Genomic DNA, 17,947 nt, shown 5'->3' with positions numbered 1-17,947 from the left:
ACTACTTTTTCCTTATATACACATCACCCTGCATGGTTTTGAAAAGGTATTCCTTTCCGCCGCCATTGATTTTGCCAAATACCCAGTCTTCGATAGATACTTTGTATACCCCATTGGACGAAGATTTGTCCACTTTTGGGGCCGATTTCTCAATCACCATGTCGAAGTCGCTGAAGATGTCACCCCGGTCTGAGCGCATTTTGGCTGTCGCCTTCACGGCTGCTGGGAATGTCACATCCACGTCGCCGTTCAGAGTGGTAAAAGCCATTTGGGCTTCTGGGTTTACACTTTCAAGCGTTACTTTGATGTCACCATTCACAGTGTTGAGTACTGTTGAGCCGCCCACTTGCGTCATCGTAATTTCTCCATTCACATTGCTGATCTCGTGGGCACCGGTAACCCCTTTCACGTCGATGTCGCCGTCGTTCACTGTTGACAGTTTGAGGTCGAAGTTTTTCGGCACTTTGATGTTCAGCGTCATAGTAACTGCCCAGGAGTTGGTGGAAACTTTTACGGTGTTGCCTTTCTCGGTTGCCTCCAGCTCCATGGGGTTGCTGCTGATGCGTTTCATGCCGCTGGGTGTTACCACGCCCCGGTCGTCGTTTTTGCCACCGCCAGCTACTGCCTCTATGATCACGTCCTTGCCATCGTAAGCAGCCACATTGATAGACCCGTTGACCAGACCCACTTCCAGTTTGCCCTTTTCACCGGGTGAAGAAAGTGGAATAGCAATGGTTTCTTTGTTTCCCTCTTGCGCTTTGGCTGGCAGGGAAATGGCCGCCACTAACAGCCCGATAAATGATAGTTTGATAAATGTTCTCATTGTCCAATTATTTTGATTTTTTGACATAAATATCTCCGTTGAAGGTTTCGAAGGCCAGCAGATTGCCGCCCTTGCCCACCTTGATGTTGTTTTTCTGTGTTAGCTTGTATTTCGTGCTGCCATTTTTCTCAGTCACCTCTTTCGTCCATGCGGGTGGCATTACTTCCAGCCTCTCCATATCCGTATAGAAAGAGCCATTGAAGCTTTTGAAGGTAATGTCGGCATCGGGCTCTCCTGGGTAGTACACGTTCACATCGCCATTGAGTGAATAATAGCTGTTTCCACCTGTTGGAGCCTTCGTATGCCGCACCAGCAGCTCACCGTTAATTGTTTTGGCTTCGACACTCCCTCCCATTTGTGTGAGGGTAACATCTCCATTGACATGATGGGCAGACACATTACTGTTCATTCCGTCGACAGTAATAAAGCCGTCGTTTACTGTGCGAACATTCAGGTTCACACTCCTCGGCACCTTCACTTTGAAATCGAAGCTGAATTCATAGTTGACATCTTTGCCCCAATTCCAATTGCAGTTGCAGGGCCCTTCCACCCGCTGGTTGTGAATGAAGGGAGCTTTGTTGTAGAGCACCAGGGCGGAATCATCTTCCCACACTCCAAGACTCATTTCTCTTTTTCCTTTTTCCAACAATTCCTGCGTCTTTGCCGTCAGGGTGAGTTCCGCCGTGACCATAATTTCCTGCCCATCGTAGCCTTCAATTTGCAGGGAGCCGTTGATATTGTAAATCTCAAGCACATTGTCAGGCGAAGGCATAGCAAACTTCAGCGTTTTCTCAATTTTGATTTTTTCTGTTTCAGTTGCCCGGGCATAGCCGAAGCAGCCAACCAGAAATATGATTAACAATAGATTCTTCATTTGATTAGTATTTAAGTCAATACCTCAATGCTCTGTTGTACTTTTTGCCGCACAATGTCATTCAGGTCGTCTTTCTCTAAAAGCCCTTTGAGGGCCTCCACCGCTCCTTTTTCGTTGAGCGCTACCATGGCCTCCGCCAGGGCAATCTGCACCATGGGCGACGATTGCCTGCTGATTGAGCTCACCAAAGCTTGCCGCACTTCGGGATATCGCCCGAACCTCGCCAAAGCCTCTACGGTGACCATTCGCACATTCACATTTTCATCGGTATTCAATGTTTGAACAAGAGCCTCGATAACCCTGCTGTCTGCCTCCGGCAGCTCCGATGACAAGCTCACAGCCCTCAACCGGTCCTGAACGGCTGGTTTCTCAAGCAATGTCAGCATCATCATTTCCTTCATGTCTTTCATTTCGCTGGAAAGAGAGCTGATTTCTTGCTTGTACTCACCAGAAGGCGACAGCACGTATCCAAAACCGCCCCCGACAGCGAAAATGAGCATGCCAAGTGCCAGCCTTCGCCACGACAAGATTTCCAAAATACCTGCCCAGTTCACAGTCCCTCTTGGTGCCGTTGCCTCTTTACGGAACTCACTCAGGGTAGCGTAGAAACGCTCATCCATCGTGGCTTCCGGCTCTGGTGTGGCAGGGAGTTCATCCATGGCCAGCCAGATTTTCTCAAGGCCTTCCAGTTCCGACAGCTGTGCCGGGTCGGCCTGGCTCTTAAAGCTTTCCCACTCCTGCAAAGTGATGGACCCATTCATGTAGTCCATCCATTTCTCTTTTAGTTGTTCCTGGCTCATGATGTTATACCTTTTCCAGCTTTAAATAAACCTCTCTCAATTCCTGCAGCACCCTGTGCATCCGCACCTTTACTGCCCCTTCAGTGATTCCGAAGATGTCAGCCACCTGCTCGTACTTCATCCCCTGATATTTTGTGAGGATGAGCATCTCCTGTTTTTCAGGTGCCAGGTGTTTGATCGCTTTTTGCAAAAGCTCGAGGTCTTGCGATTTGGCCATTTGAGAATGCGCATTCTCATCCACCTCGAGCTTTCTTTCCCAGGGCTCCATGTCGTCGGTGTAAGAAACCTTCTTTTGTTTTTTGTAATGGTCGGCGTTTACATTCCTTGCCAGGTGATACATCCAGGCAGTAAACCGATGACTGCCGGAGGTGTCCTCCGTAAAGGTGTAGCGGTACTTGAGCATTCGGTAGAAGACATTGTGCACAAGGTCTTCGCTCACCGATCCGCTGCCGGTTAGCTTATAAAAAAAGCCAAAAAGATTTCTGTTGTGTCGCTCATACAGCAAAGCCATCTTGTCAAGATCGCCGGCCTTGACTTTCAGCATGAGCGAGTTGTCGTCCAAAGCATTCAAACCACCTGGGGTTATCGATTCATGTTCGGCGGGAAAACCTTGGTCGGAGAGAAAGGTTACATAGAATTACCTAAAAAGTTTTTCAGCCTAAAATTCTTTTGTATTCAGCAGGGTTATTCAGCACCTGAATGGCCTTTTGAATATCCGGATCGTCGGGGAAGGTCACTTCGATAAGGCCTTTCTGCAGGTAGTAGCGGGTAATGATCTCCTGCTCCAACAACCCTTTGATGTCGTCTTTGAACTTGGTGAGGTCTTTTTCTTTCAGCGCATTGATTTTTTCTTCCAGGGATCCGAGTTGGTCTTCAAGGCTGGCATAGGTCTTGTCTCTCTTGGCTGCGGCAAGCAGGTGGCGATAAGCCCTGTCCACCGAAGTTTCGTAAGAAAGCTCCTTTTTACGAACCCAATTTAGGAAATCGTTGTAGTCGGCGTCGCTCAACTGAAACTCTCTGGCGGCCGAAATTTGTGGATGTTGGTAATGATAAAGCGTGGCATACTGAAACAAATAGCCCTTGGAAGACAATACAAGTGCGATGCTTGGATAGTCTTCTACCTCAACCACCACGTCAGGATCCAGCCCGTCGCCATCATATACCACCCGGCCATTTCCGGTTTTGAATGCAACTTTCAAAGAATCAGGTAGCTTGTTGACCGTGCCATCGGCATTGCGGTGGGCATAGTCCAACGCCTGAATACATCTGCCGCTTGGGATATAGTATTTGGCGGTAGTGACTTTGAGCTGGGCATTGTAGCTCAGCGGGCGTGTGGATTGTACGAGTCCTTTTCCAAAAGTCTTTTCGCCAATCAAAACGCCTCTGTCGAAGTCCTGAATAACGCCAGCCACAATTTCGGAAGCGGATGCACTGCCTCCGTTGGTAAGAATGGCCAAAGGAATTTGAGTATCTACCGGTTCATCCAGCGTTTTATAAGTCCTGTTTAGGTCGGTGATTTTACCTTTTGTGTCAACTACTTTTTTGCCCTTGGAAATAAAAATGTTGGAAATATTAACTGCCTCGTGCAGCAGCCCTCCCGGGTTGTCTCGTAAGTCAAGAATAATAGAAGTCGCACCTTCTTTCTTCAGTTTGATCACCGCCTTTTTTACTTCGTCCCCCGCATGTGTCGTAAACTCAGTTAACTTGATCAGGCCAATATTCTCATTTACCATGCCTGCGTAATACACATTATCAATGGTGATTTTCTCACGATCCACCTGAAACACCATTGGCTCCTTTTTGCCGTATCGGTTAACGGTGATGCCAAAGTTTGTTCTTGATTGCCCTTTAAGCAGCTTGCCCAAATCGAAGGTTTCTTTTTGCTCAACTTCAATGCCATTGATGCTCAGGATTTGGTCGCCTATCTGCAAGCCCGCTTTGTGAGCAGGGTAACCTTCCTGCAGCATGATGATGGTGTGGTGTCCTTCAAGGAATTCTGTGCTTGCACCTATGCCCCCGTATTCACCGGTTGTCATGGTGCGGAAGTCTTCTATGTCGTCTTCTGGAATATATACTGTGTAGGGGTCGAGGCTTTCCAGCATCGCATCAATACCTGTTTTGATCAACCTGTTTGGGTTCACATCGTCCACATAGTAGGTGTTAATTTCCTTGTAGATGGAAGCAAACAAATCGAGGTTTTTGGCTATTTGAAAAAATTTGTCGCTGTAGCTGGAAAAACCAAACCAGCCGATGGCTAGTACTAGCAGCGTAGGTAAAAAGAGGCGTCTTTGAAATTTACTCATTGTGCGGGCGTTTTGCGAGCGTCTACTTGAACGAATTATTTATTGAAGCAACGTTGCGGAGTTATTCTATACAATCATTCTTAAATTATGAATAATTCCCTTAATTTAAACAATAACGTTACCCCTTTCTAAATGATGCAGATCGAACCCATAAATATATGACATATTTTAAGAATAAAACAGTTTTTATCACCGGTGCCAGCAGAGGAATTGGCCTCGCCATAGGCAAAAAATTGGCCAGTGAAGGTGCCAATATTGTAATCGCAGCCAAAACAACCGAACCTCATCCGAAACTGCCAGGCACCATCTACACTGCAGCCGAGGAAATCGAACAGGCGGGAGGTAAGGCTTTGCCATTGATGGTGGACATTCGTTTTGAAGACCAGGTGCAAGCCGCTGTGGAGAAGGCAGTGGAGACGTTTGGCGGGATTGATATACTGATTAACAATGCCAGCGCCATTAGCCTTACACCAACGCTGGCTACCGAAATGAAGCGATACGACCTCATGCATCAGGTAAATACCAGGGGCACTTTTTTGATGTCGAAGACGTGCATTCCCTACCTCAAAAAGGCAGAGAACCCACACATCATGAATATGTCGCCGCCGCTGAACATGGAGGCTCGCTGGTTTGCGCCTCACGTGGCCTACACCATGGCCAAGTTTGGCATGAGCATGTGTGTGCTGGGCATGGCCAAGGAGTTTAAAAAAGATAATATTGCTGTTAACGCTTTGTGGCCCCGAACAACCATCGCCACCGCTGCCGTGCAGAACTTGCTGGGAGGCGACCAAATGGTGAATCAATCGAGGAAACCGGAGATACTGGCCGACGCCGCTTATTATATTTTAAGGAGAAAGTCATCAGAAGCCAATGGCAATTTCTATATTGACGATGAAGTACTGAAGGCGGAGGGGATTACTGACCTCACAGCTTATGCGGTTGACCCTTCTGCCAATTTAATGCCTGATTTCTTCATTTAGACAACAACCCTACAAACATGGCCAAAAAGCCCAACACTCCGATACTTGTTAAAAATGACCCCTGGCTGGAGCCATATGCCGAAGAGGTGAGTAATAGGATCGAAAGGTTCAATGCGGCCATGATCGATATCAAAAAAGCTGCCGGCTCGTTGGATCAATTTGCCTCAGCCTACGAGTATTTTGGCCTTACTTACGACGATAAAGCCAATGGCTGGTGGTACCGTGAGTGGGCGCCTGCGGCTCATGCGCTGTCAGTGGTAGGCGATTTCAACGGATGGGACAGAGAGGCACATAAGCTGAAGAAAAACAAGGAAGGCATTTGGGAGATTTTCATTGCTGAAGAAAAGAAGGGCGAGAAATTTCAGGACGGCACCAAGTTCAAAGTGCACGTGAAATCGGAGGCAGGCGAAATGGATCGGATTCCTGCCTATGCCACTTACGTGGTGCAAGACCCAACTACCTATGACTTTTCTGCTTGCGTTTACAAGCCAGCAAAAAAATTCAAATGGTCGGACACCAAGTTTTCGTCAGTAGCGGCCAGCAAATGTCCCATCATTTACGAGTGCCATGTGGGCATGGCTCAGGAGAAGGAGGGAGTGGGTACGTACCGGGAGTTTGCTGAGCTTACTTTGCCGAGGATCAAAAAGCTGGGCTACAACACCATACAAATGATGGCCGTGCAGGAGCATCCTTACTACGGCTCCTTTGGCTATCATGTGAGCAACTATTTTGCACCCACCAGCCGCTTCGGTACACCGGACGACTTGCGCTATTTGGTGAACAAGGCGCACGAAATGGGCATAGCAGTGATCATGGACATTGTGCATTCTCATGCCGTGAAGAATATTGCCGAAGGACTCAACAAGCTCGACGGCACGCAAAGCCAATATTTTCACGAAGGGAGCCGTGGCTTCCACGAACAGTGGGACTCGATGCTTTTCAATTATGGCAAATGGGAGGTAAAGCAATTTCTGCTTTCAAATGTCAAGTACTGGCTGGAGGAGTTTCATTTTGATGGGTACCGCTTTGATGGGATTACCTCGATGCTCTACTTCCATCATGGCAACGTAAGCTTCGACCACTACGACAAATATTTCGCTGCCGGGGTCGACTGGGATGTACTCACCTACCTGCAGTTGGCCAACGAAATTATCCATTCCAAAAAAGGTGCTATTTCCATCGCTGAAGACATGAGTGGCATGCCTGGGCTGTGCCGACCTACCAAAGAAGGCGGCCTTGGTTTCGACTATAGGCTGGCCATGGGCATTCCTGACTATTGGATCAAGTTGCTGAAGCACAAGACTGACGAGGAGTGGAATATTCACGAGATGTGGAGTACCCTGCAAAACCGACGATTTGGTGAAAAAAACATTGCCTATGCAGAGTCGCACGACCAGGCGCTGGTGGGTGATAAGTCGCTGGCTTTTTGGCTGATGGACAAGGAAATGTACACCCACATGCACAAGGAGCTTCCGAGCCTGATCATCGACAGGGGCATTGCGCTGCACAAAATGCTACGGTTGTTTACCCTGTCTTTGGGCGGCGAAGGCTACCTGACTTTTATTGGCAATGAGTTTGGGCATCCTGAATGGGTCGACTTCCCGAGGGAGGGCAATGGCTGGAGCTACAAATATGCCCGCAGGCAGTGGAGCCTGGTGGATCATGCCGATCTGCGTTACCAATATCTCAACAATTTTGACGAAGCCATGGTGCACCTGGCTACCGCTGAAGCAATTCCCGACAGCCTACCGGCTCAGCAGCTCAATATGGATGATGCCAATAAGGTCATCATTTTTGAACGTAAGAACCTGATTTTCCTTTTCAACTTTCATGGCCAGAACTCCGTGCCCGACTATCGGTTCAAAGTGCCACAGGGCGGTGATTACAAAATCGTGCTCAACAGTGACCACGCCAAGTTCGGAGGCTTCGGAAGAGTAGACGACAAAATGACCTACCCAACAGTGAACCTGTATGGAGAACACTTCCTGAGCGTGTATTTGCCGGCAAGGGTTTGTTTGGTGATGAAGAAGGTGTGAGGAGGTAAATGGTAAGCAGTGATCGCTAGGAAGTCAATACAGGAATCCCCAACCGATCACTCGCCTGTTGTAGAAGACTATAAAAATGATGTTGACTATCTTTTCTGCAACACCACGCTCTCCTTTACCCAACAGCTCAAGACTATTTTATCACCTTCCTGCATTCCTTCTTCGAAAATTTCTCCAATAGAAGGGAACTGGCTTTTTGCCTCTTCCATGCCTTTTGCATTGCCCGCTTTGCGGTACATGTCGTAGGCTGCAATGAACACAGCCCTGTCTTTCACCCGGCTCACGCCTTCTTTGCAGTCTTCATAGCTATGGTAGTAAAGGTTACCTATCAGGTTGTAGGCTTCAGGCATTTCCTCCTGGTATCCGAGTGCTTTTCTCGCATGTGTTCGAGCCATCGCCTTTTGTTCCTGAGCTGCATAAATCCGGGCAATGTCCAGCGACGTCTCGGCCTTTTTTTGATTTTCATCGGTCAGGCCTAGCGCCTCATTGTAGTATTTTAGCGCTGCTTCATGATCATCCTCAGCAGCTCTTTTCGCCGCCAGAATTCTGGCAAAACCATAGGAAGGAGCTTCGTCCTGGATGATTTTGGCGGATTCAAAGAAGAGAGGACTGTCGGTGCACTTGCCTGTGAGCAAAAGATGAAAAACCTTCTTTGCCATCTTCAGGTTCGAGGGAACTTCTTTCAGTTTACTTCCCAGGGTATTTTCCACAAAACTGCAATCCAGCGGAACAATTTCGATGAGAATCTGGTCAATCGTTTCCTGTATTTTTATCAACCACTCCGATGGTTCCCTGGCAATCTTTGCCTCAAGAATTTCGCTGATCCCGTCATAGTACTCCAGTACCTCCTCGTCGGAGATTGCCCCGCCAGTCAATTTCGACCTTTTTAGCACGTCCATAAAGGCGATGAGGTTGTTGTCGAATGCTGCCACACCATTCAGGCTGTTTGCCTTGTCAAACAATTCAATCAGCTGCGGGTATTTTGCTTTGTCGTCCTTGTAGAATTTGTAGGCTGAAAATGCCTTCCGGTTGAGCACGTCTCCCTCATGGTTGAAGTACTCAATGCGTTTGTCGTAGACGGCCAACACCTGTTCCTGATAAGATGCCTTAGTTGCTGCGTCCTCCGCTTTTTCTGCGAGGTCTTCGTAAGTTTTGGCAGCGCCAATGTAAAGACCTACATTCAGGTTCGCCACTTCCGCAAGCAGCCATTCAAGGTAGGGTAGAGCTTCCTCAGAATTGCCCAGCTTCGACAGGTCTGAGTAAAGCGCATAATACTCTTTTGCTTTGGCGGCTTTTATTGAATCTTCCGGCCAAATCCATCCGGGTTGGGCACTTAATCGGGTACAGCAAAGAAAAAAGACGAGCAGCAGGAGGGCTTTGGTAGTCATAACAGGAAATGATTTGTAGGTGATGTGTAATATAATTTAATCCTACAGGCGATCATTTCCAAACTTGTACGGTGATAGCCCTATTTAAGCGGAAAGCGGGCGTATTTACTCCCTCACCACCCTGAACCCAACACTCCTCTTGTCTACAGCCATTGCCCCAGCCTTTTCGTCGGTAAAATCATAGGCACCAAAACCGTAGGTAGTTCCATCGGAAGCATATTCAGCCACGTTGCCGCCGAGGTCATAAATTTCGGCTTCTTTTACTTTCGAAGCTGGGAAGGAGCCTGCCTCTTTCAGGAGGGAGCTTTTTACTTCAGCTAACTTTGCTTTGAAGTCGGTCAGGTCGTCGATGGTAATGTCGTAGCCAGCCCAGTAGTTGAGCGTATTTTCCTTTGCCGCCGACTTGAGCGCCAATTCATGCAACTTTTTGGCTTCCGCCGTTGAGGGCAGCCGGTAGGTTTGGCCAGTCTGCGTGCTTAGCCAGGAGACGTAGCCCTTCGCCTGCTCGAGACTCACTACTGCCGGGAAATTGTCCTGCCCGGCCGGGTAGCTGAACTCGCTGCTATAGGCTTTGAACTGTGCGTTGGTCACTTCAAATTTGCCAATGGCTATTGAATCTTTTTTCGTCGCAGCAGTTTCGGGTGTCAGGCTGCCTTTCACCATTTCGCCGTAGGCTCCGTTTGTCGTTTTCGCTTTCTCCTTGCTGATCAGCTGTGCCAGCGGGCTGCCCTTTTTGAATGCCTCATTGGTTTTGTCTGGCTTGCCCCACATGTACTTGTCGAACCAGGCGATTTCTTCGGTCATTTTGCGCTGCTGATGGGTAATTTTCTGCAACCCATGCGGCTGCCCGGGGAACCAAAGGAAGCGTACGTCGGCCTGCCCGATTTGCTGGAGGGCCCGGTAGTATTCCCAGCTCTGGTCACGGGGTACTGCCCTGTCTTCGCTGCCATGGAAAATAAGCGTGGGCGTTTTCACTTTCTCCATTTCAAATAGCGGCGACTTCAGGATATAGGCTTCGTTGTAGATTTTGCCATTGCGGTTGTCCCAGGGCGCACCACCAAAGTAGCTCTGGTCAAAGGTGACGCCAAACTGGCAGTTGCCATAATCAGAAGTCCAGTTCACATCGCCGGCGCCTACCGCAGCCACTTTGAAAAGGTGGGGGTGCTCAACAGTGAGCATAGTGGCGAGAATGGCACCATTCGACCAGCCCATTACTGCCATGGAATCTTCGTAGATATACCCCTTTTCGTTGAGCAGTTTAATGCCATTGATAATGTCTGGCAGCTCGTATTCGTAGTAGTGCCCCTTGATGGACTCCACAAATTTCTGCCCGTGATTGGAGGAGCCATGGTAGTTGGGCTTGAGGGTAAACACTCCTTTTTCGGCCATCAGGTGAGGGTAGTACCCCCAGCGATCGGCCCAGCGATCCATGTCCACACCCGAGGGTCCACCATGAATGGCCACGATGAGTGGGTATTTCTTCCCGGCTTCGAAGCCGGTTGGGTAATAGAGAATGCCCGTGACTTCCTCGTCCAGGGCGCCTGTCCACGTAATCACTTCCGATTTTGTCATCGGTTTTTTCTCCAGATGCGTATTAAGTTTAACTAGTTCCTGACCAACTGCCAGCGAATTTCCCTTCTTCCCTTTTACAACCTCCGCCACCCGAATTTGGGTGGGAAGGGACGCTGTTGAGTATCCAACGAGCAGCTTAGCACCGTTTTTGGCCGCTGCCACTACATTCAAGTGGTCAGTGTAATTTCCGGCACTGACGATTTCTTTGCTCCAGATGCTCCCGTTTTTGCTGTAAAAAGCCAGGCCATTGTAAGCGCCTTTTGCCAGTGAGCCTATCACCAGAGGCCCGGCCACATCGTAGCCAGCACCTAAACCCCAGTCGTGGCCGAGGTTGACTTGCGTAACGCTATTGGTCGAGAGCGTATAAAAATGCAACAGGTCAATGCCAGCGCCCTGCCACTCTGGGTTCGACGAAAGCACACTGGTGAAATAGAAGCCGCTGTTGTCGGCGGCAAACTGGAAGCTGCCGGGTGTTTGATAGCCAGAAGCAAGTATTTGCTGGCTTGTTTTGTCAGTGAGGTTCCAAAGGTGGTGTGTGGGCGATGGCTTGCCATCCACCCCATAATGAGGCGACATGGTTTGCGAGGTTACCGCCCATTTGCCATCGGGCGAAATGGCGTAGCTGGTGATGGGGAACTGGTTGTCCGTTACCCTTTGTACCTTTTTCTTGTCCGTATCGAACGTGAATAACCTGCTTGGTTTCACATGCAGAGAGTCTTCAATTACCTGCACATTGTCTTTTTTCTTTTCTATCTCTGTTTCATACAGCGTCTTGCCTTCTTCTGCCTTAAAAATCAGGGTTTTTGCGTCCAGCCTTTTTAGCTGAGAAATAGACACGTCAAAAGAGTCGACAACGTAGGCCTCTCCCCCAAGTAGCGACATCGCCCACAGGTTTTTGCCCTTGGCTTTAGAAGAAAGGAAGTAGATGGTTTCTCCATCGGCAGAAAATACAGGATTGCTTTCTGACTCGTCGCCTCTGGTAAGCTGCACTGTTTTGAAGTTGCCGTCTTTGTCTTTACTATTGAGCCGGGTAAGATAAATGTCGGACACGAAGCTGTCTTTGTCGGGAGCGGGTCTGCGTTTCACCCAAGCCACCAGGTTGTTGTCGTCAGAAAAAATTGCGTCGGAAAGAGACTCCTGATTGACCACATCATCTACTGTCCACTTTTGGGCGTAAGAAAAATGTGCGGCAGACAATACGACAATTGCCAGGGCAAGTAGCTTTTTCATTTTCAGGTTGGGTTAATTAAAAGCGGAAATTAACGAAAGCCGTTGATACTTTATAGTATAATTTCATCAGGGAGTGTCAGGCCAGAAGCTTGGTCTTTCAAGTACTCCATGCACTCTGCAATCTGCACATTCCGGAGGAGCCCAAAGGGCCCCTTCTCCATCAACTATTAAATAGCCCCACAGAATGAACAGGTTGAATTCGTCTTTGAACACGTCTCCTTCCTCCCGGGGCGAGAAGGTTTTAAGTTGACTGATGCACGGTTCACCAGGATAGGTCAGGCCGTGCAGGTCTTTTTTTCGATCAATAAAAATTCGTTTTTGTGCAACACTACTGGCATCAAAATAGCCAAGCACCGGCTCTTCGGGGTCGTCAACGTTATGCACGTTGCCAGTCAGCTGATAGGGTTGAGGGTCGAAGAGTGTTCCCAAGCTTTCGGACGTTTTTTTTACCTCGCTCCAATACCTGAAGCTCTTTTCACTTATTGTTTGTTGCCGGACAAGAATGCTATAACGTGATTTAAGCCGAAACGAAACAGTGCTCACATAATTCACTTCGAATTCACTTACCCTGTCTGCTTTTAGGTTCGCCGTGCTGGTGATCAGCACTTGTCGGGAGGAGTCGGTTTTAAAACAAAGATTAATTTCTGGATTGCGGCGAACGAAGGCTGCTGGAGTTACCGAAAAATCCCATTCATAGAAGGAAGGATAGTGCGGTCGTATTTCGTACGTTTCTATCCATGAATATTTGTAATACACGGACGTTCCAAGTGGATCATGTGCATCTACCATAATTCTTACCCCGTCCAGGCTGTCTCCGGCGTCAGTTAAGCGTATCTCTCGTTCAAAATAAATACTGTCGATAGGAGGCGACGGCTTCAAAGTGACAATCTCGGACTTATACCTTTGATTGGATGATGTGATAACGCTTAAAAAGTAGGTTTTTCCGGCGCATCCAACAAAATTCAATGGGTTACTGAGGTACTTGCCAGGTGTAAACTCTGTAAGTGTAAAGGAGGCTCCTTCCCCGTCAATTACCCGGACGATAGCATTTCTTTCCGGCGTTGCTCCTTTGGCATCTAACGGGGCAGTTCGGCTGAGGGTGATCACGTAGGGCTCATTGGCGTCGGAAATGTTGCCTTCCACCACCAGCACACTTTGGAAGTCGGCGACTTCAGCCTCAAATGGTTCCACGCAGCCTAATAGAAGTAGGCCGAGTCCAAAGGATCTGACAATGCGAGCGCTTAGGCCCTTCATATTCTTCATGGCAGGTAATCCGGTTTTTCGAGCGATCCATGATAGGTGCAATCGGCGCAGTCTCTGGGAACCATGTGTACAAATGATGCCAAAAAACCACCTACTCCATATATCAGGTATCCCTGGTCGAGATAGTCCTGAACACTCCAGTAGTTGACCGAGTCGATTTTTTCATAGTAGCAGGTGTTGGTGGGGAAGTCCAATTCTTTCAGCTGTTCACGGCGTATAAATATTCTTTCTTCATCGACTGAAAGCGCCTCGAAGTAGCCGAGAACAACTTCTTCGGGATCATTAAGGTTGCCCACGTTGCCTGGCAGTGCATATGGCTGCTTGTCAAATAATGTTCCCTGGCTTTCGCTGAGGCCTTTTAACTCTCGCCAGTATTTATAGGCGTTTTCGGTTATGGCGTACTGCTTCACCAGAATGCTGTAAAGTGAAGCAAGCTCTCCCCCAAGCGTATTAATGTATTTTATTTCAAACCTGCTTAGCACATCCTTTTCAAGCGTGTTGGTAGAAGCAATCAACACTTGCTTTGACGAATTGGTAATGTAACAGAAAACATTGGGTGATGGATTGAAAACAGGGTGGCCAGGGTCTGTTATACGGTCACCTGGCACCCACCCATAAGAATTTGGGTAGGTTGCTTTGTATTCCCAGTCTTCTTTCCACTCCCATTTGTAATACCTCGTTGAATTAGTGGGGTCATGGGTGTCTACCAGGATTTTTATTCCATCAACTAACAGATCTTCAACATCAGTGAACCTTACCTCTCTTTCAAAATACACACTGTCGATGGCAGGCGTTTTGATCATTCTTTCGGTGCTGGACTGATAGTGCACGCCGTCTGCCGTAACGATATCTAACGTGTATTTTGACCCAACCTGGCCAACAAAATCACCTGCTTTGCTAACATAGGCCCCGTCTGCACTTTCAGTCAGCGGATGTTCAATGGCTTCCCCCTCAAGTATTTTGACGGTTGCTCCTGTTTCTGGCAAACTTTTTTTAAGGTCAATTGCCCGTGAGCGACTTAGCCTGATGACGTAGTCTTCGGGTCGATCAGTAACGTATCCCTCCACCACCAATTCGCCATCACTTTCGGGTATTTCGGGTACAAATTTTTCAATGCAGCTGCTAAGTAGTAGCAGTAATAAGTAATTGATACGAATGAGGGATTTTTTGTCGCCCATACCTCAAGTGATTCATCTGTTACCAAAAATCCGGTTTCTCCAACGATCCGTAAACTCTGCAATCGGCGCATCGCCTTGGTGCCATAAGAACATATTCAACCGGGTATGGCCCTAATACGGAAATAAGGTAATTCCGTGTCAAATTGAGAGGGATGTCCTGAAGGGCCACCGTATCAAGTGAGTTTGGACAGCCGGTGGACGGAAACGATAAATCTCTTAACTCAATTCCGTCAACAAACAGCCTCATTTGCGAAGACTGGGCCGCATCAAAATAACCAACTATGACCTCGTCAGGGTCATCCAGATTTCTAACGTTTCCACGGAGCTCATAGGGAAGTGGATCAAATAGCGTTCCGAGGTTCTCGGAATTTTTTTGGAGTTCGGACCAGTAGTGGAATGCATCCTCATCCAGTGCAAATTGCTCAACGAGTATGCTGTATCTTTTTCGCAGCTTATAGTCGGCCGTGCTCACATAGTTAATCTCGAACTCACTTACCTTGTCTTCTGATAGCTGGTCGGTGCTCACCGTAAGAATGGAATTTCCGCGGCGGGAATTGTAGCAATTTGCCGCAAAAACCGCAATTGGTTTTATTGGGAACCTGGGGTCGGGCGCCATGGAGTCATAATCCCACGGTGCAGCGTACGCCAGCGAAATCTCGTATGTTTCCTTCCATTCGTAGCGGTAATAGTTGGTACTCGCCGTGGGGTCATGGGCGTCAACCAATATTTTGATGCCGTCCATTTCGAGGCCGTCATCGTTGATGCGTCGCTCTGTTTTGAAATACACGCTGTCGATAGGAGGTGTAACTTTTACCGTGACAGGATCAGACTGATAGTGATTTCCACTAGTTGTTACAATGTCAAGTGTGTAACTCTGCCCGGTCAAAGCCACAAACTCGTTGGGGTTACTCACATATCGGCCAGAGTCGCTTTCGACTAGTGGATAGGTTTCGCCCTCGCTGCCTATGATTGAAACACTGGCACCAAGCTCAGGAAGAAAGTCTTCGTTATTTAGGGCTCTCGACCGTGACAAAGTAATCCTGTAAGGCTCAGCTTTATCGGAGAGGTAACCATCTACTACCAATACGCTTTGGTAGGCAATTACTTTTGGGTCGAACTGTTCAACGCAGCTACCTAAAAGCACAAGCAATAGCGCATTTCTTCCGGTAATAAATAGCTTTCTTTGAAAGGATATTGTATCAGTGATTTTCAATTTTTTTGTTTTAAGGTATTAGTTAGGCCAAAAGTCAGGTTTCTTCAATGAGCCGCCATGGTAGGTGCAGTCTGTACAGCGCCTGGGTAAAAACCGTGGGTCAGGTGGCGGCCCATCCCACACACTATAGCACGAGGGCCCGGGAAAGTTGAGATCTTTGACATCTCTTCTTGAGATAAAGATTCGCTTATCCTGTATCGATAGCACCTCGAAATACCCTAAAACCACCTCCTCGGCGTCCGACGTATTGTAAATATTTCCTCGGATAGGGTAATGCTGAATGTCAAACAAAGAGCCAGCCATTTCGTTGGATTGCTTGATCTCCGACCAGTAGCTATAGGCTTTTTGGTCGATGGCCGATTGTTGGACCAGCAGACTGTAATAGGAGCCAAGGCGAAACCCCTCGGTGCTCACATAATTGAGTTCATGCCTGCTTACTACATTTTTCGATAACCCACGGGTGGTGGCAATTTGAATAATTTTGGACGTGTCGGAGTCGTAGCATTTCCACAGGTTGAAATCGATGGGATATTCTATCTTTATTTCCCAGCTTTCAATGGATGTCCATTTATAGAACTTGGCCGAGTTGTTTTCGTCATGCGTGTCGACAAATAAGGCTATTCCCGACAACACTTCTTCAGCGTCAGTATATCTCTCCTCCAGCTCATAGTAGACGCTATCTATGGCCGGCGTGCTTCGCAGGAGTTCCTCGGAGGACTCAAAATGAATGCCATTTACGTCAATTTCCAGCTTGTAAGTAGTGCCTGGCTGCCCTCGCCATTCTGCCGAGTCGCTAAGATATTTGCCCGGAGTCACTTCTTTAAATGGATAACATACGCCCTCAAGGGTAGTCACACAAACTGAGGCGCCAGTCTGAGGTAAAGAGTTTGCGGTGCCGAAAGGCCTGCTCCTAGAAAGGAGCACCTGATAGGGGCCTGGTTGGTCGGATATGGCGGCGTCTACTACCAGCGAGTTTTCATAGTCAGTCGACTTCCCGTCAAATGATTCAATGCACCCTTCAAAAATGAAAACGATGGGCAAAACCAGTGCTAGTTTTCTGGAGATATACGCTGAAACAATCGCTTCACTCATAATGGCCAAAAGTCAGGTTTCTCCAATACGCCATGAAATCTACAGTCGCAACAATCTTTCGGTGCCATATACAGGGAGATAGCCCCGTAGTCGCCGAGGTAAGCAATAACGTAGCCGGCTTCCAAATGGTCGTACACATACCTGTATTCAACCTCAAGCAGATCCTGTCCACAAGGGTTGGTTGGGTATTTGATGTCCTTGAGCTGCTCACGGGTAATGTAGAGGCGCTTCTCTTCTACCGTGCCAGCACCAAAATAGCCCAGAACGGTTTCGTCGGGGTCTTCGGTGTTAAAAACGTTTCCCCGCAATTCATAGGGCTGGGGATCAAACAAAGTACCCAGGGTTTCAGAGGTCTTTTCGAGCTCCGACCAATACAAGAAAGCTGCTTCATCAAGAGCATATTGCCGCACTAAAATGCTATAAAGAGACCTTAGCTTATAGCCATCTCTGGTTGTGACATAGTTGAGCTCCAACTTGCTTACCTGGTCGCTTGACAGCTGATTGGTAGTGGCAATATGGATGTTTCTGCCTACTTCATGGTTGTAACAAAGGCCGATCTGATTTCCATTTTCTTTTGGAAACCCAAATTTGCCGTCCTCGTAGGTGATCCAGTCGTATGTGTTGGGGTAGGGTACTCGTATCTCCCAATCTTCCTCCCATTCCCATCGGTAATATTTCGTGGAATTTGTGTCGTCATGTGTGTCAATAAATATGGCTGCTCCCGTAATTGTATCTCCGTCAATATCCGACAGCCTGACAGAGGGTTCAAAATAAACGCTGTCTATCGGTGGCGATTTTTTTAGTGTAACCGGCCCGGACTGGTAGTGATTGCCATTGTCAGTTAAAATGTCAAGCGAATAAACTTGTCCGACAACACCCTTAAAGCGTGCCGCTATGCACTGGTAAATGCCAGGTGAGGTTTCTTCAAACTCGAAACTTGTCCCCTGTTTATCTATTACCGATACAATGGCGTTTGATTCCGGGGTAGGAATGGCAACGTCGATAGGGGAGCTGCGTGTCAGTTTTATAGTTGACCGAGCTTCTGCGTCTGATACAAACCCGTCAACTACAAGAACACCTTTGTAAGCTTTTGATTCAGGAGTAAAAGGCTCGGTGCAACCAATGAAGTCGAACCCTATCAAAAGAGTGCACGTCACTCTAAAGAAGTTTTTACCTTTAACAATGA

General features: G+C 47.9%; 14 protein-coding genes. 2 read left to right on the top strand and 12 right to left on the bottom strand.

Features of this window, described 5'->3' with window-relative positions:
* Position 1: 1 nt before the first annotated feature.
* The 5 genes from AAC052_RS08820 to AAC052_RS08800 form a co-directional block, all read right to left on the bottom strand.
* The gene (locus tag AAC052_RS08820; RefSeq protein ID WP_317489293.1) at positions 2 to 823 is read right to left on the bottom strand and encodes a DUF4097 family beta strand repeat-containing protein; all 822 of its coding nucleotides are present in this window, start codon (positions 821 to 823) and stop codon (positions 2 to 4) included.
* A gap of 7 nt (positions 824 to 830) precedes the next feature.
* Positions 831 to 1,697, bottom strand: coding sequence for a hypothetical protein (locus AAC052_RS08815; protein ID WP_339812610.1), 867 nt, complete (start codon positions 1,695 to 1,697; stop codon positions 831 to 833).
* Positions 1,698 to 1,708: 11 nt separating this feature from the next.
* On the bottom strand, positions 1,709 to 2,497 hold the full coding sequence (locus tag AAC052_RS08810; RefSeq protein ID WP_317489295.1) for a HEAT repeat domain-containing protein: 789 nt from the start codon (positions 2,495 to 2,497) through the stop codon (positions 1,709 to 1,711).
* A 4-nt stretch (positions 2,498 to 2,501) separates the two neighbouring features.
* Positions 2,502 to 3,068, bottom strand: a complete 567-nt coding sequence (locus AAC052_RS08805; protein ID WP_317489296.1) for an RNA polymerase sigma factor — start codon at positions 3,066 to 3,068, stop codon at positions 2,502 to 2,504.
* 82 nt (positions 3,069 to 3,150) lie between these two features.
* The gene (locus tag AAC052_RS08800) at positions 3,151 to 4,800 is read right to left on the bottom strand and encodes a S41 family peptidase (RefSeq protein ID WP_339812607.1); all 1,650 of its coding nucleotides are present in this window, start codon (positions 4,798 to 4,800) and stop codon (positions 3,151 to 3,153) included.
* Positions 4,801 to 4,958: 158 nt separating this feature from the next.
* Here AAC052_RS08800 and AAC052_RS08795 point away from each other — a divergent pair, with 158 nt between their 5' ends.
* Entirely contained in the window at positions 4,959 to 5,780 is an 822-nt protein-coding gene (locus tag AAC052_RS08795) for an NAD(P)-dependent oxidoreductase (protein ID WP_339812605.1), read from the top strand.
* A 17-nt stretch (positions 5,781 to 5,797) separates the two neighbouring features.
* On the top strand, positions 5,798 to 7,816 hold the full coding sequence (locus tag AAC052_RS08790; protein WP_339812602.1) for an alpha amylase C-terminal domain-containing protein: 2,019 nt from the start codon (positions 5,798 to 5,800) through the stop codon (positions 7,814 to 7,816).
* Positions 7,817 to 7,911: 95 nt separating this feature from the next.
* Here AAC052_RS08790 and AAC052_RS08785 read toward each other — a convergent pair whose 3' ends face one another.
* From AAC052_RS08785 to AAC052_RS08755, 7 genes are all read right to left on the bottom strand, one after another.
* Complete coding sequence (locus tag AAC052_RS08785) at positions 7,912 to 9,213, bottom strand: hypothetical protein (RefSeq protein ID WP_339812601.1); 1,302 nt, start codon at positions 9,211 to 9,213, stop codon at positions 7,912 to 7,914.
* A 105-nt stretch (positions 9,214 to 9,318) separates the two neighbouring features.
* Positions 9,319 to 12,015, bottom strand: a complete 2,697-nt coding sequence (locus tag AAC052_RS08780; RefSeq protein ID WP_339812599.1) for a prolyl oligopeptidase family serine peptidase — start codon at positions 12,013 to 12,015, stop codon at positions 9,319 to 9,321.
* 66 nt (positions 12,016 to 12,081) lie between these two features.
* The gene (locus tag AAC052_RS08775; RefSeq protein WP_317489302.1) at positions 12,082 to 13,278 is read right to left on the bottom strand and encodes a DUF4249 domain-containing protein; all 1,197 of its coding nucleotides are present in this window, start codon (positions 13,276 to 13,278) and stop codon (positions 12,082 to 12,084) included.
* Entirely contained in the window at positions 13,275 to 14,456 is a 1,182-nt protein-coding gene (locus AAC052_RS08770) for a DUF4249 domain-containing protein (RefSeq protein WP_339812598.1), read from the bottom strand. Before AAC052_RS08770 ends, AAC052_RS08775 begins: the two co-directional genes overlap by 4 nt.
* Positions 14,457 to 14,475: 19 nt before the next feature.
* On the bottom strand, positions 14,476 to 15,669 hold the full coding sequence (locus AAC052_RS08765; protein WP_317489304.1) for a DUF4249 domain-containing protein: 1,194 nt from the start codon (positions 15,667 to 15,669) through the stop codon (positions 14,476 to 14,478).
* An 18-nt stretch (positions 15,670 to 15,687) separates the two neighbouring features.
* On the bottom strand, positions 15,688 to 16,761 hold the full coding sequence (locus AAC052_RS08760) for a DUF4249 domain-containing protein (protein ID WP_339812595.1): 1,074 nt from the start codon (positions 16,759 to 16,761) through the stop codon (positions 15,688 to 15,690).
* A complete protein-coding gene (locus AAC052_RS08755; protein ID WP_339812594.1) occupies positions 16,758 to 17,918 on the bottom strand; it encodes a DUF4249 domain-containing protein in 1,161 nt (386 codons plus the stop codon). The genes AAC052_RS08760 and AAC052_RS08755 overlap by 4 nt, the downstream gene beginning before the upstream one ends.
* Between the last annotated feature and the right edge of the window lie 29 nt (positions 17,919 to 17,947).

Source organism: uncultured Imperialibacter sp. (assembly GCF_963974565.1).
Classification (GTDB): Bacteria; Bacteroidota; Bacteroidia; order Cytophagales; family Cyclobacteriaceae; genus Imperialibacter; species Imperialibacter roseus.
The sequence above is the reverse complement of the archived record's forward strand: the minus strand, read 5'-3'. Positions and strand labels throughout refer to the sequence as shown.

Coding starts and splice junctions, on each gene's coding strand:
- AAC052_RS08785 (WP_339812601.1), bottom strand. CDS start 9,213: ATGACTACCAAAGCCCTCCTGCTGCTCGTCTTTTTTCTTTGCTGTACC.
- AAC052_RS08810 (WP_317489295.1), bottom strand. CDS start 2,497: ATGAGCCAGGAACAACTAAAAGAGAAATGGATGGACTACATGAATGGG.
- AAC052_RS08795 (WP_339812605.1), top strand. CDS start 4,959: ATGACATATTTTAAGAATAAAACAGTTTTTATCACCGGTGCCAGCAGA.
- AAC052_RS08760 (WP_339812595.1), bottom strand. CDS start 16,761: ATGAGTGAAGCGATTGTTTCAGCGTATATCTCCAGAAAACTAGCACTG.
- AAC052_RS08790 (WP_339812602.1), top strand. CDS start 5,798: ATGGCCAAAAAGCCCAACACTCCGATACTTGTTAAAAATGACCCCTGG.
- AAC052_RS08780 (WP_339812599.1), bottom strand. CDS start 12,015: ATGAAAAAGCTACTTGCCCTGGCAATTGTCGTATTGTCTGCCGCACAT.
- AAC052_RS08770 (WP_339812598.1), bottom strand. CDS start 14,456: ATGGGCGACAAAAAATCCCTCATTCGTATCAATTACTTATTACTGCTA.
- AAC052_RS08820 (WP_317489293.1), bottom strand. CDS start 823: ATGAGAACATTTATCAAACTATCATTTATCGGGCTGTTAGTGGCGGCC.
- AAC052_RS08775 (WP_317489302.1), bottom strand. CDS start 13,278: ATGAAGAATATGAAGGGCCTAAGCGCTCGCATTGTCAGATCCTTTGGA.
- AAC052_RS08800 (WP_339812607.1), bottom strand. CDS start 4,800: ATGAGTAAATTTCAAAGACGCCTCTTTTTACCTACGCTGCTAGTACTA.
- AAC052_RS08815 (WP_339812610.1), bottom strand. CDS start 1,697: ATGAAGAATCTATTGTTAATCATATTTCTGGTTGGCTGCTTCGGCTAT.